Origin of the sequence: Pseudomonas sp. Z003-0.4C(8344-21), assembly GCF_900104975.1 — a bacterium.
Taxonomy (GTDB): domain Bacteria; phylum Pseudomonadota; class Gammaproteobacteria; order Pseudomonadales; family Pseudomonadaceae; genus Aquipseudomonas; species Aquipseudomonas granadensis.
The window spans coordinates 2,031,671-2,045,363 of the sequence record NZ_LT629756.1; the positions used below are offsets into that span (position 1 = coordinate 2,031,671).

Below are 13,693 nucleotides of genomic sequence, written 5' to 3' on the forward strand. Positions count from 1 at the left end.
AGTGTTGTGTATACCGCCGGAACTGTGGGAGCTGGCTTGCCAGCGATGGCGTCAGTGCAGCCACCAAGTAATCAAGAGATCGCCGACTGACTATGCGGAAACAACAGATCGACAAAGCGTTCCGCCGTCGGTTGCGGCTCGTGGTTGGCCAGGCCGGCGCGTTCGTTGGCTTCGATGAACACATACTCCGGCTGATCCGCCGCCGGCACCATCAGGTCGAGGCCGACCATCGGAATATCCAGCGCGCGTGCCGCACGCACGGCTGCATCGACCAGCGTCGGATGCAGAATGGCGGTGACGTCTTCCAGGGTGCCGCCGGTGTGCAGATTGGCGGTGCGGCGCACGAACAGATGTTCGCCGGCCGGCAGAATGCTGTCGTAGTCGTACCCGGCCGCGTGCAAGGTGCGTTCGGTTTCGTGGTCGACAGGGATCTTGCTTTCGCCACCGGTAGCAGCTTGCCGACGCCGGCTCTGCGCCTCGATCAGCTCGCCGATCGAATGCTGACCGTCACCGACCACTTCGGCAGGTTTGCGGATCGCCGCTGCAACCACTTCGAAACCGATCACCACGATGCGCAGATCGAGACCTTCATGGAAGCTCTCGAGCAGCACGCGACTGTCGAATTGCCGCGCGGCTTCGATAGCCTGCTGCACGTCCTCGATGGTCTGCAGATCGACCGCCACGCCTTGGCCCTGTTCGCCGTCGAGCGGCTTGACCACCACCCGCTGATGCTCGTCGAGAAAGGCCAGATTGTCGTCGGCATTGCCGGCCAGTTGTTGTGCCGGCAGATTCAGCCCGGCCGCCTTCAGCACCTTGTGGGTCAGGCTTTTGTCCTGGCACAGGGTCATGCTGATCGCGCTGGTCAGGTCGCTCAACGATTCACGGCAGCGCACCCGGCGCGCGCCATGAATGAGGGTGAACAGACCGGCGTCGGCGTCATCGACCTGCACGTCGATGCCGCGGCGATGAGCTTCCTCGACAATGATTCGCGCGTACGGGTTGAACTGCGCTTCTGGCCCCGGGCCAAGAAACAGCGGCTGGTTGATGCCGTTCTTGCGCTTGATCGCGAAAGTCGGCAGGTTGCGGAAACCGAGCTTGGCGTAGAGGTTTTTTGCCTGACGGTTATCGTGCAGCACCGACAGGTCCAGATAGCTCAGCCCGCGGCTCATGAAATGCTCGATCAGATGCCGCACCAGCACCTCGCCCACACCCGGACGCGAACACTGCGGGTCCACCGCCAGGCACCACAGGCTGCTGCCGTTTTCCGGATCGTTGAACGCGTTGTGATGATTGAGTCCCATGACGCTGCCGATCACCGCGCCGCTGTCTTCATCCTCGGCCAGCCAGTACACCGGGCCGCCCTGAGGATGCGGGGTGAGCAACTCGGGATCGATCGGCAACATGCCGCGCGCCTGATACAAGCGGTTGATGCCTTGCCAGTCCGCCTCGCTCTGCGCACGTCGAATGCGGAAGCCGCGAAAAACGCGAGTGGCCTGGCGGTAATCGCTGAACCACAGGCGCAAGGTGTCGGACGGATCGAGGAACAGCTGCGTCGGTTCCAGACCAAGAATTTGCTGCGGCGCGGCGACGTACAGCGCAATGTCGCGCTCGCCGGGTTGTTCGTTGAGCAGTTCCTGCGCCAGCGATGCCGGGTCGGGGAAGGTATGGCCGATCAGCAATCGGCCCCAGCCGCAATGCACGGCAATCGGGGCGCAGGGCAGGGTGCTGCCGTCTTCGGCCAGACGCGCTTGCAGACGTTCGTACGACGGCGCCTGACCACGCAGCAGGCGTTGGTTGATGGACGTGGCATGGGGTTTCATCAATCAGATTCCTTGTTCACTGAGCCACAGGTTCAGCGCCGCCAGTTGCCACAGTTTCGAACCGCGCAACGGGGTCAGTTGGCCTTGAGGGTCAGTCAGAAGCTTGTCGAGCATGCTCGGGTTGAACAGGCCGCGATCCTGGCTCGGATCCAGCAGCAGTTCGCGCACCCAGTTGAGCGTGTCACCCTGCAAATGTTTGAGGCCAGGCACCGGGAAGTAGCCTTTCTTGCGGTCGATCACTTCACTTGGAATGACCCGACGCGCGGCTTCCTTGAGCACCTGTTTGCCGCCATCGGGCAGCTTGAACTGGCCAGGCACACGGGCCGACAGTTCGACCAGTCGATAGTCGAGAAACGGCGTGCGCGCCTCCAGGCCCCAGGCCATGGTCATGTTGTCGACACGCTTGACCGGGTCGTCGACCAGCATCACCGTGCTGTCCAGGCGCAAGGCCTTGTCCACTGCCGCATCAGCGCCGGGCTGGGCGAAATGTTCCTTGACGAAGTCACCGGCGGCGTCGTTGGCCGTGAGCCATTTCGGTTGCACGGTAGCGGCGTAGTCTTCGTAGCTGCGGTCGAAAAACGCTGCGCGATAAGCTGCGTACGGATCGGCTGCACCGTCGACTTGCGGATACCAGTGGTAGCCGGCAAACAATTCGTCGGCACCCTGACCGCTCTGCACCACTTTGCAATGCTTGGCCACTTCCCGCGACAGCAAATAGAAAGCGATGCAGTCGTGGCTGACCATTGGCTCGCTCATCGCGCGAAAGGCCGCGGGCAGCTGCTCGATGATTTCTTTTTCGTCGATACGCAGTTGGTGATGCTGAGTGCCGTAGTGTTTGGCGATCAGGTCGGAATACTGAAATTCGTCACCGCGTTCGCCGCCGGCATCCTGGAAACCGATGGAAAAGGTCGACAGGTTCTCGACGCCGACTTCACGCAACAGGCCGACGAGCATGCTCGAATCGACACCGCCGGAGAGCAACACACCGACGTCCACTGCGGCACGTTGCCGAATTGCCACGGCTTCGCGGGTGCTGTCGAGTACACGGTCGACCCAGTCTTCCAGCTTGAGGTTTTTCTCGTCCTCGTTCGGGCCGTAGGGCAGGGTCCACCAGGTTTTCTGCTCGGTGCTGCCATCGGCTTCGACGCGCATCCAGCTCGCTGGCGGCAGCTTTTCGATACCCGCCAGCAACGTGCGCGGCGCCGGCACCACGGCATGGAAATTCAGATAGTGGTTGAGCGCCACCGGATCGAGAATCGGGTTGATGTCGCCGCCCTTGAGCAGCGCCGGCAGGGCCGATGCGAAACGCAGGCGCTGACCGGTGCGCGACAGGTACAGCGGCTTGACGCCGAGACGGTCGCGGGCGATGAACAGGCGCTGCGCGTCGCGCTCCCAAATGGCGAAGGCGAACATGCCGTTGAGCTTGGGCAGCAGCGCTTCACCCCAGGCGTGATAGCCCTTGAGCAGGACTTCAGTGTCACCGCCGGAATAGAACGCATAACCCAGGGCTTCGAGTTCGGCGCGCAGTTCCGGGAAGTTGTAAATGGCGCCGTTGAAGGCCAGCGACAGGCCCAGTTGGCTGTCGATCATCGGCTGCGCCGAGCCGTCCGACAGGTCCATGATTTTCAGGCGACGATGGCCCAGGGCAATCGGCCCTTGGGCATGGAAGCCCCACGCGTCAGGGCCGCGCGGGGCCAGGTGATGGGTGATGCGCTCGATGGCTGCAAGGTCTGCAGGTTGTTGATCAAAACGTAACTCGCCAGCTAATCCACACATAAAATCCTTACCGGTTTTTCCGTTGGGGAGGGGTCAAACGGGACCTCGCCAAAAGGGCGGGTACTCAGAAACTGACCCGCCACGGTAGGTGGAGTTTTAGAACGATAAGTTATAAGTGGGTGTTGGGGTCGTTCATCAACCGTTGAGTTTCCGGGTTTTATGGCGGCGATAGGTAGATACCACCTGCCATTCCCGCCGTTCGCTATGTTCATCGGTCCGACCCGCAATAAAGGACTATTGCCATGCCCGCCACAGTGAACAAAACCTCGCCATCCGACGACGCCATCCTGGGTACGCTGCTTGAGGCCACCGCCGATCTCGACACCGCGCAAACGCTGCAGAAAACCTTGCCTGCGCACCTGCTCAAAGCCAGCCCCGAAGCATTGTCGGCACTCGATCAGACCGTACGTGACCTGCACGACACGCAAGTGCTGGTCGACAAGGACCTGCTCGCGCTGAAACCTCTGAATAGCTTCTGCATCGACGAATTGCACGCGGCCCTGAGCGGTAAATGGCCGGCAGATACGTTTGATGTCGAGAAAGACTTTCTCAGCCTGCCCGGCGTCGACTGCGGTTGCCCGGCAACTTCCACCGATGAAAACGGCATCCAGACCTTCCCCAACGCGACGCCGACGCTGCTGCAAGCGGCCATGCAGAATTTCAGCGAAGACGAGGCGGCTGATACGTTCCCGAGGGGTAGTTTCATTCGCATCAACAGTGCGGCGCAGGCCGTGAGCGATCTGACGCCGGCCGCTTTCGCCAAACTGTGCCGCGAGCTCGATCTGGGCAAACGCTACCAGGAGCATTTCCAGAAGGTGTTCGGCCTGCTGGACCGTGATGGCAAAGTCGTCGCCACCAGCGCCATGACCCGGGATATCGCCAAGCTGAAAAAACTGCTGTTGCAACTCGACCTGCAGCAGGCCGCCCTCAAGGGGAATATCAGTGCGGCCACCCGGCAGGTGTTACAGAAACTGATCGACGCCGATGGCGTGCTATCGAGTGGAATCAAGCTCTATGGCAAGCAAGCGATGATCATGCAAGGCGTGAAGATTCTCGACAGTTGTGTCTGGGGCGCGGTGGTGTTTTCCAGCCGATCGGTGGAGTTGTACCCCAGTGAACGGTGTGTGGTGTACATCGCCGGCGAACCGCAACGACCATTGTATGAATACCCGAGCTTCACCGTGTTCAAGCAATACCTGACACAGCAGATGCAAAAGAAAGACTACCGGGAGTATTTCGCCAACAGCCTCGATGAAGACAACAAGGCCGACTTCTTCAAAACCTTCACCGACAGCGTCGAACTCGGGCATATCCAACAGTGGCCGATGACCGTGCCGCTCTTCGAATTCATGGTGCAGAGCCATGTCGGCAAGCTACAGCTCGACGCGCGCAAGCTGGCTGTGCCGACCGACGATATCGATGAAGAGGTGCGGCAAAAGCGCCTGCTCGATTTTATTCAACGGGGTGTGACCGTCCTCTCGGTCGCCGGGCTGGTAGTACCGGTGCTCGGGCAGTTGATGATGGGCGTTGCGGTCGGGCAAATGCTCGCTGAAGTCTATGAAGGCGTCGAGGACTGGCGTCGTGGCGATCATCAGCAAGCGCTGTCACATCTGCTCAGCGTGGTGGAAAACATTGCCGTGATGGGCGGGTTTGCCGTCGGGCAGAAAGCCGTAGCAACGCTCGGCAAAAAACTCCTGCAAGCGCACCCGCAGTTCTTTGCGCAATTCAGCGCCATCGTTAACGGCGCAGGGCAGCCACGCTTGTGGAAGCCCGATCTGGCGCCCTATGAACATTCCCTGCCGACCGGGTTTACCATCGCTCCGGGCTCGAAGGAGTTTTATCAGATTGGCGACAAGACCCTGAGCCGTATCGATCATCGAATCTTCGCCGGTGATTACGATCCCGCCAGCAAAGTCTGGCGCCTGCAACATGCCCGGCGTGCGTCAGCCTATGTTCCGCAGATTACCCGGCACGTCGAGGGCGGCTGGCGCCTTCCTGCCGAACAGCCTGAGGAGTGGAGCAGCGTCGCCTACGCGCTCAAACGTGTCGATCCGTCGTTGAGCGAGTTCGACGATAGCGATCTGGACATGCTGCGCCGCCTCTGTGATGTCACGCCCGAGGAACTGCATGAGGCTTTTCGCGACAACGTCAGCCTCTCGGTACGCTTGCGTGAAACCATTGAGCGCGTTCGCCTCGCGCGACAGTTGCGCACCTTGAGCAACGAACTGCAACGCGGTGAAGTCCATTCTGGCCAGGCCGTCGAAGACCAACTGCATGCATTGCCAAAGATGCGCGGCTGGCCGACTGACCGCTATATCGAAGTCACCGATCCCGAGGGCACCGTCACGGCGACCTATCCCAGGACCACAGTGTTTGACGAATCCCTGGGGGTGGTGGTCGACACGGACCAATTGGCTCGAGGACAGTTGCTGCAAACCATCATCGATGGCTTGTATCAAAGCGAGGTCGAAGCCCTGCTGGGCAGCAAGGTCGCCACTAGCGCTCAGCATTCGACGTTGGCTAAAAAACTCGGTGCAGCGCTGAAGACCGGTTATCGCGAGGCGTTCGAGCATATGTATCAACGCTACGATCAAGGCGACGTCGATGAGGTTTTGAAATTGCGCAAGGTCTTCGCCGATATCCCGGCACGCCACGTCCAAAGCCTCATCGAGCAGGCGCCAAGCGTGCAGCGCCTGCACCTGCGCACCACCGGGCGAGTGCCGCTGCAATTGGGGCAGCGGGTCAGAATAACGAGCAGTCAGGTGCGCCTGGATCGTTCGCTGGCCGGGTTTCACTGGCCACGGCTGGCCAATGCCGACACTGACAAACTGGCGATTCAACTGCTACCGCGCCTCAGGGGCTGGGATTCGCAGGTGCGTCTGGAAATTCGCGATAAAAAGCTGACCGGACCGATTCTGCAAGCGATAGGCGAGGAGTCGGCGACCGTCAGCAAAAAATGTACGCTGGTAAAATCCGCCACGGGCTATGAAGCGTTTGACGGCAGTGGTAAATCCCAAGGCAAAGTTGCCGCCGGCCCCAACGCGTTGTTTGACGCCATCCTCAAGGCTGTCCCGACGAAGCCGTCCAAGGGCGTGGCCGCTGCTGCCGACACGCTGCCAACCGACGCCGCAGGCTTGCGCAGCCAGTTACTCGAGAAGGCACTGGGCGAGCGCGAGGCCACGGCGCGCCTGCTGAGCGGTGACGAATCCGCACCGCTGGATGCCGAGCCGGCCTGCGTGCAAGGCGATCAGCCAGCCGTGAAGAAGCATCCCTCGGCATTGCTGCGCAAAGTCCGCAAACTCTTTCCGCGCATGACCGAGGCGCAGGCCAGTGAGTTCATCGACGGCCTGGGCGACGATGCGCTGAGCCGGGCAATGCGAGTCAAAGTCTTGCGCGGGGATCTCGATAGTCTGCGTGACGCGCTGTTTACCTGGGGTGAAGACATTGACGCGATGAACACCGCAGGCGGTGATCTGGCTGAGGTTCGACACAGTCGCCGTACCTTCGCCGAGCTGATCGAAAAGGGTTTTCGGCGCTTTCACCAGATGAACAACGAGAACGGCAAAGCAGTGGGCGTACTGAACCTTGACGGCATGCGCGTCGGCAAGCTGCCGACGTTGCCGCCGGGGATCAGCTTTGATCACATTCAGCAACTGTCCATGCGCGATATGGCACTGGACGACGATGTCGCGTACTTCCTCAAATCATTCAAGCAGCTCGAGTCGCTGGAACTCGATGACAATGTCATCACGCGTCTGCCAGAGGTGCTGTCGCACATGCCCAATCTGAAAGTCCTGAGTCTGGCGGGAAACAAGCTCCAGTTGACTGAGCAGACCCTGAAAAAGCTCAACGGTTTGCACACGTTGAGGCATTTGAATCTCAACAAAAACCCGCTGGGTGCGACGCCGGATGTCTCTCGAATGTTCCATCTGCGTCGGTTGTTGCTGGAAAGCACCGGCATCACCGAAATGCCCAAGGGACTTTCTCGCCTGTTGAATCTGGAATGGGCGGACCTGAAGAAAAACCAGATCAAGTACCTGCCGGACTGGCTGTTCAAAACCTCCAGACGCTTCAGTCAGGCGCTGGACCTGGGGGATAATCCGCTGATCGACCCGAGCAAAACCCACCTTCAGACATACCGTGACAATTACGGCGTCGGCATGGGATTCTTTGAAAATGACATCGCCCGGCTCGACGAGCAACGTGCCCGTACGCTGTGGTTTCCCGAAAAGGCCGGTGAGACATTTGGCAAGCGTGAACGAATCTGGAACGCCTTCAAGGACGATGCGCGTGCCGAGGGGCTGTTTCACTTGCTTGCGGAACTGGGCAATACCGCCGACTCGAAGAAAATCAACAAGGAGCTGCAGCGGCGGGTCTGGGCAGTGCTTGAGGCCGCAGAGAACGACGCCGCGCTGTGTGACCATCTGCTGGGACTGGCTGCCAGCCCGATCAATTGCACTGACACCGCAGCAGTGACATTCAGTCGTCTGGAAGTGGCGGTGCAGGTCAACCGCTTGACCAGACTCGCCGGCAGCAATGGCGTCAGCGCCAGGTCTTTGTTGAAACTGGGGCGTGGCCTGTTCAGGCTTGAACAACTGGACGACATCGCGGCCGAGCACGCGGTCAAGTTTCCCAAGCTTGATCCATTGGAAGTGGGCCTTGCCTATCGTATCGGTCTTGCCGAAACGCTGGAGTTGCCTGGCCAGGCGCGGCACATGCTTTTTGGGGAACAGGCCGGCGTTACCGAGGCCGATCTGGAAGTGGCGCAGAACAGGATCAGCGTCGCCGAGCTTTCGCCCAAGTGGCTGAAATTCATGAGTGAGCGCACGTTCTGGCAAGTCTGGCTGCAACGGACGTTTCCCCGCCGCTTCGTGCCTGTCGAAGAGGAGTATGCGCCGCGAATGACCGCACTGGACGAGAAGGCGAAAACCATGCGCGACGCCGACTATAGGAGCCAGGCAGACATCATCAAGGCCGAACGTGAAGAGGCGTTCAAAGTTGTCTGGACGGAGCTGACCGAGGAGGCATTGCGCATCGAAGAACTGGGCCTGTGCGCCAGGCCCGACGACTGAGCATCACTTGCCGCGAATCAGTTTGCGCAGGGCGAACCGGTTCGGGTGACAGGCTTCGGCGACGCTGCGCGGCAGTGGCAGCGGCTCGTTGTCCAGCCACGCCGCGAGCAGTTCACCGGACAGCGGCGCGGTAATCAGCCCGCGCGAGCCGTGGCCGCTGTTGACGTACAGACCGCCGTGCCACGGGCAGGCGCCATCCGGCACTTGCCGGGCGTCCTTGCTCAGCGCTGCATAGGTTTGATTGAACGCTGGCAGGTCGGCGAGCGGGCCTACAATCGGCAGGTAATCGGGACTGGTGCAGCGAAACGCGGCCCGTCCCTCAAGGCCTTCGACGGGCTGCTGATCGATGTGCAAACGGTCGACCAGATCGCTGGAGATCTCCTCGAGCATGGCAAGATTGCCCTGGTGTTCGGCAGCGGTCGGGGTCAGGTCATCGCTGTGAAAATCGAAACTGGCGCCGAGGGTGTGCTCGCCCAGACGCGCCGGTGCGACGTAGCCTTCAGCGCACACCACCGTCGCCAGCGCGGCACTTTGCGCGGTTTGCGCCAGACGCGTGATCTGCCCGCGAATGCGCTTGAGCGGCAACTCGGCGCTCTGCGCAAAGTGTTTGATCTCGGCGGCGCCAGCCAGCACCACCACCGCAGCACTGGCGAGCAAGCGCTCGCCGTCCCACGCTTGCCACTGGTCATCGACTTTGCGCAGTTGCAGCACTTCATGATGGCTGAGCAATTCGATGTTTGGCTGCGCGGCTTGCGCCTGGCACAGCGCGGGCGGATGCACCCAGCCGCCTTCTGGATAGAACAGACCGCCATGGGCTACACCGACCCCGGCACGGGCCTGCGCCGCCGGTTGCTCCAGCCACTGCAACAGATCTGCCGGGAAGGCCTCGGCCAGTTGCGCATGCCGCTCGGCTTCCTTGGCATTGAAGGCCAGTTGCAGCACGCCGCAGTTATCCCAGTCGGTGCCGCGTTGCAGGTTTTCCAGCAGGCGGCGGGTGTAGCCGAAACCGCTGACGATCAGTTGCGACAGCGCCGTGCCGTGGGCGGACAGCTTCAGGTAGAGCACGCCTTGCGGGTTGCCCGAGGCTTCCTGCGCCACGCCAGCGTGGCGCTCAAGCAAGCTGACCTGCCAGCCGCGCGCGGCGAGGCTGGACGCGGTAGCGCAACCGGACAGCCCGGCGCCGATCACTAGCGCACGGCGTTCGCCGGTCAACGGGGCAGGGCGGGCGAACCACGGTTTGTACGGCAAGGGTGGCGCCACGTCTGCCGGCCAGCCGAGAAACTCGCCACGCAGGATCTCCCATTTGTGGCCGATACCCGGCGTACGTTTCATCTTGAACCCGGCGGCGTTGAGCAAACGCCGCACCCAACCAGTGCTGGTGAACGTGCTGATGGTCGCGCCCGGCGCCGCCAGTCGGGCCAGTTCGACGAACAGTTCGGCGGTCCACATGTCGGGGTTTTTCGCCGGAGCGAAGCCGTCGAGAAACCACGCGTCGATCTGTGCATCGAGCTGCGGCAGTTGTTCCAGTGCATCGCCGATCAACAGCGTCAGGGTCACCCGCCCATCGGCCAGGGTGATGCGCTGAAAACCTTCGTGGATCGCCACGTACTGCCGCAGCAATTGATCGGCCAGTGGCTTGAGCTGCGGCCACAGCGCCAGGGCGCGTTGCAGATCGGCCGGGCTCAGCGGGTATTTTTCCACGCTGACAAAATGCAGCCGCGCACCCGCCACGGCGTGTTGCTCGAACAATTGCCAGGCGCAAAGAAAATTCAGCCCGGTGCCAAACCCGGTTTCGCCGATTACCAGCCGCCCGCTCGCCGGCAGGGCGGCAAAACGCTCGGCCAGACGGTTTTGTTCAAGGAACACATAGCGGGTTTCGTCGAGCCCCGACTGGTCGGAGAAATACACGTCATCGAACACTCGCGAACGCGGGCGTCCGTGGTCATCCCAGTCGAGCTGGGCGTGGGGCAATACAGGTTTCATGGCAGGCTCGGCAACGGCAAGGCCGCCATTCTAGCCGATCGCACCGGCCCTGCTTGATCCATGACAAGGCATGCGGTCGGCCGCTCACTGACAATCCGCGGCCCGCGGGAATTTCTGCGCCGCGGTTGTGCCCAATCCGCTAGTCTTGCTGAATCCTGGAAGGAGCCGTCCCTATGTTTGAATCCGCTGAAATCGGTCACGCCATCGACGATGACACCTTTGATGCCGCTGTCCCGGCCTTGCGCGAAGCCTTGCTTGAAGCCCAGTTCGAATTGCAGCAGCAGAAGCGCTTCCCGGTGATCATCCTGATCAACGGCATCGAAGGCGCGGGCAAGGGCGAGACGGTCAAGTTGCTCAACGAGTGGATGGACCCGCGCCTGATCGAAGTGCGCACCTTCGACCAGCAGACCGATGAAGAACTGGCGCGGCCGCCGGCGTGGCGCTACTGGCGGATGCTCCCGGCCAAGGGCCGCATGGGGATTTTTTTCGGTAATTGGTACAGCCAGATGTTGCAGGGGCGGGTGCATGGGTTGTTCAAGGACCCGCGTCTGGATCAGGCGATTGCCGGCGCCGAACGCCTGGAAAAAATGCTCTGCGATGAAGGCGCACTGATTTTCAAATTCTGGTTCCACCTCTCGAAGAAACAGATGAAGGCACGGCTCAAGGCGCTGGCCGACGATCCGCTGCACAGCTGGCGGATCAGCCCGCTCGACTGGCAGCAATCGCAAACCTACGACAAGTTCGTCAAATACGGTGAGCGCGTGCTGCGCCGCACCAGCCGCGATTACGCGCCGTGGCACGTGATCGAAGGCGCCGATGCCAACTACCGCAGCCTGGCGGTGGGCAAGATTCTGCTGGAAGGTTTGCAGAGCGCGCTCAAACGCGCCGAGGTCAATCCGCAGGAGGTCAGCGCTGCGCCGTTGGGTACGCCGGTCGATCAGTTGAACCTGCTCGACAGCCTCGACCTCAGCCAGCGGCTGGACAAGAAAGACTATGAAGAACAGTTGATCACCGAACAGGCGCGGCTGTCCGGGCTGATGCGCGACAAACGCATGCGCCGCCATGCGCTGATCGCGGTGTTCGAAGGCAACGACGCCGCCGGCAAGGGCGGGGCGATCCGCCGGGTTGCGGCGGCGCTCGATCCGCGTCAGTACAACATCGTGCCGATTGCCGCACCGACTGAAGAGGAGCGGGCGCAACCGTACCTGTGGCGCTTCTGGCGGCACATCCCGGCACGTGGCAAGTTCACCGTGTTCGACCGTTCCTGGTACGGCCGCGTGCTGGTCGAGCGGATCGAGGGTTTCTGCAAGCCGGCCGACTGGTTGCGCGCCTACGGCGAGATCAACGATTTCGAGGAGCAACTGGCCGACTCCGGGGTGATCGTCGTCAAGTTCTGGCTGGCCATCGACAAGGACACGCAAATGGCGCGGTTTCAGGAGCGCGAAGAGATTCCGTTCAAGCGCTTCAAGATCACCGAAGACGACTGGCGCAATCGCGACAAGTGGGATGCCTATCGTGCCGCCGTCGGCGATATGGTCGATCGCACCAGCACCGAAATCGCCCCGTGGACCCTGGTCGAAGCCAACGACAAGCGCTGGGCGCGGGTCAAGGTGCTGCGCACGATTAACCGCGCCCTGGAAGAGGCGTTCGAAAAATCCGACAAGCAGGCCAAGAAACGCAAAGACTGAAGCGATGGCCGCGCATACGCCGGGTGAATGATCCTCGCGGTCGGCAAGAAGGTGGACTTATGCTCAGGTCCACTTTCAACCGACAACAACAATGAGGTATGCCATGCGTGAAGTGGTGATCGTCGACAGCGTGCGGACCGGCCTGGCCAAATCCTTTCGCGGCAAGTTCAACCAGACCCGCCCCGATGACATGGCGGCCCATTGCGTCAACGCCCTGTTGACGCGCAACGACATCGACCCGGCCAGCGTGGAGGATTGCATCGTCGGCGCCGGCTCCAACGAAGGTGCGCAGGGCTATAACATCGGTCGCAACGTGGCGGTGCTGTCGCGCCTCGGCACCGGTACGGCGGGCATGACCCTCAACCGCTTCTGCTCGTCGGGCTTGCAGGCGATTGCGATCGCCGCCAACCAGATCGCTTCCGGTTGCAGCGATATCATTGTTGCCGGCGGCGTCGAATCGATCAGCCTGACCCTGAAAAGCGTCAACACCGATCACCTGATCAACCCGCTGCTCAAGCAGCAGACCCCCGGCATCTATTACACGATGGGCCAGACCGCCGAGGTGGTGGCGCGGCGTTATGGCGTGAGCCGCGAAGCGCAGGATCGTTATGCGCTGCAAAGCCAGATCCGCACTGCGCAGGCTCAGGCCGCCGGGCTGTTCGATGATGAGATCGTGCCGATGTCGGTTAAATACCGCATCGAGGATAAAAACAGCGGTGAGGTGCAGATTCTCGACGGCGTGGTCGATCACGACGATTGCAATCGCCCCGACACCACTTATGAAAGCCTCGCCGGGCTGAAACCGGTGTTCGCTGATGACGGCTCGGTCACCGCCGGCAACTCCTCGCAACTGTCCGACGGCGCGTCGATGACATTGGTGATGAGTCTGGAGAAGGCGCTTGAGCTGGGGCTCAAACCGAAGGCGTTCTTCCGCGGCTTTACCGTCGCTGGCTGTGAGCCGGACGAAATGGGCATCGGCCCGGTGTTCTCGGTGCCGAAACTGCTCAAGGCCAAGGGCTTGCAGGTGGCGGATATCGATCTGTGGGAATTGAACGAGGCGTTTGCGTCGCAGTGCCTGTACAGCCGTGATCGGCTGGAGATCGATAATGAGAAATACAACGTCAACGGCGGCTCGATTTCCATCGGCCACCCATTCGGCATGACCGGCTCACGCCAGGTCGGGCATCTGGTGCGCGAGTTGCAGCGGCGCAATTTGCGTTACGGCATCGTGACCATGTGCGTCGGTGGCGGGATGGGGGCCAGTGGGTTGTTTGAGGCAGTTCGCTAAGCCATAGCATTTTTGTTGCCTGTTCGATTGCTATCGCTGGCAAGCCAGCTCCCACAGGTCTCGTAG

6 protein-coding genes are annotated in these 13,693 nt (G+C 61.3%); 3 read left to right on the forward strand and 3 right to left on the reverse strand.

Annotated features, from left to right (window positions below):
* Positions 1-71 precede the first annotated feature (71 nt).
* Both ngg and BLU24_RS09435 read right to left on the reverse strand, forming a co-directional pair.
* Positions 72-1,820 (reverse strand): N-acetylglutaminylglutamine synthetase, encoded by a 1,749-nt coding sequence (ngg, locus tag BLU24_RS09430; protein ID WP_093099480.1) that lies wholly within the window; start codon positions 1,818-1,820, stop codon positions 72-74.
* A gap of 3 nt (positions 1,821-1,823) precedes the next feature.
* Positions 1,824-3,596, reverse strand: a complete 1,773-nt coding sequence (locus BLU24_RS09435; protein ID WP_093099483.1) for an N-acetylglutaminylglutamine amidotransferase — start codon at positions 3,594-3,596, stop codon at positions 1,824-1,826.
* A 242-nt stretch (positions 3,597-3,838) separates the two neighbouring features.
* Here BLU24_RS09435 and BLU24_RS09440 point away from each other — a divergent pair, with 242 nt between their 5' ends.
* Positions 3,839-8,668, forward strand: coding sequence for an NEL-type E3 ubiquitin ligase domain-containing protein (locus BLU24_RS09440; RefSeq protein ID WP_093099485.1), 4,830 nt, complete (start codon positions 3,839-3,841; stop codon positions 8,666-8,668).
* A 3-nt stretch (positions 8,669-8,671) separates the two neighbouring features.
* Here BLU24_RS09440 and mnmC read toward each other — a convergent pair whose 3' ends face one another.
* The gene (gene mnmC, locus BLU24_RS09445) at positions 8,672-10,651 is read right to left on the reverse strand and encodes a bifunctional tRNA (5-methylaminomethyl-2-thiouridine)(34)-methyltransferase MnmD/FAD-dependent 5-carboxymethylaminomethyl-2-thiouridine(34) oxidoreductase MnmC (RefSeq protein WP_093099487.1); all 1,980 of its coding nucleotides are present in this window, start codon (positions 10,649-10,651) and stop codon (positions 8,672-8,674) included.
* A 173-nt stretch (positions 10,652-10,824) separates the two neighbouring features.
* On the opposite strand from mnmC, the gene pap reads away from it, so the two are divergent.
* Together pap and BLU24_RS09455 are read left to right on the forward strand one after the other, a co-directional pair.
* Positions 10,825-12,339 (forward strand): polyphosphate:AMP phosphotransferase, encoded by a 1,515-nt coding sequence (gene pap, locus BLU24_RS09450; protein ID WP_093099489.1) that lies wholly within the window; start codon positions 10,825-10,827, stop codon positions 12,337-12,339.
* Between the two features lie 103 nt (positions 12,340-12,442).
* A complete protein-coding gene (locus tag BLU24_RS09455) occupies positions 12,443-13,627 on the forward strand; it encodes a thiolase family protein (RefSeq protein WP_093099491.1) in 1,185 nt (394 codons plus the stop codon).
* The last annotated feature ends 66 nt before the right edge of the window (positions 13,628-13,693 follow it).

What these genes read in the sequence shown, in the direction of transcription:
- ngg (WP_093099480.1), bottom strand. Translation starts at nt 1,820, where the DNA reads ATGAAACCCCATGCCACGTCCATCAACCAACGCCTGCTGCGTGGTCAG.
- BLU24_RS09435 (WP_093099483.1), bottom strand. Translation starts at nt 3,596, where the DNA reads ATGTGTGGATTAGCTGGCGAGTTACGTTTTGATCAACAACCTGCAGAC.
- BLU24_RS09440 (WP_093099485.1), top strand. Translation starts at nt 3,839, where the DNA reads ATGCCCGCCACAGTGAACAAAACCTCGCCATCCGACGACGCCATCCTG.
- mnmC (WP_093099487.1), bottom strand. Translation starts at nt 10,651, where the DNA reads ATGAAACCTGTATTGCCCCACGCCCAGCTCGACTGGGATGACCACGGA.
- pap (WP_093099489.1), top strand. Translation starts at nt 10,825, where the DNA reads ATGTTTGAATCCGCTGAAATCGGTCACGCCATCGACGATGACACCTTT.
- BLU24_RS09455 (WP_093099491.1), top strand. Translation starts at nt 12,443, where the DNA reads ATGCGTGAAGTGGTGATCGTCGACAGCGTGCGGACCGGCCTGGCCAAA.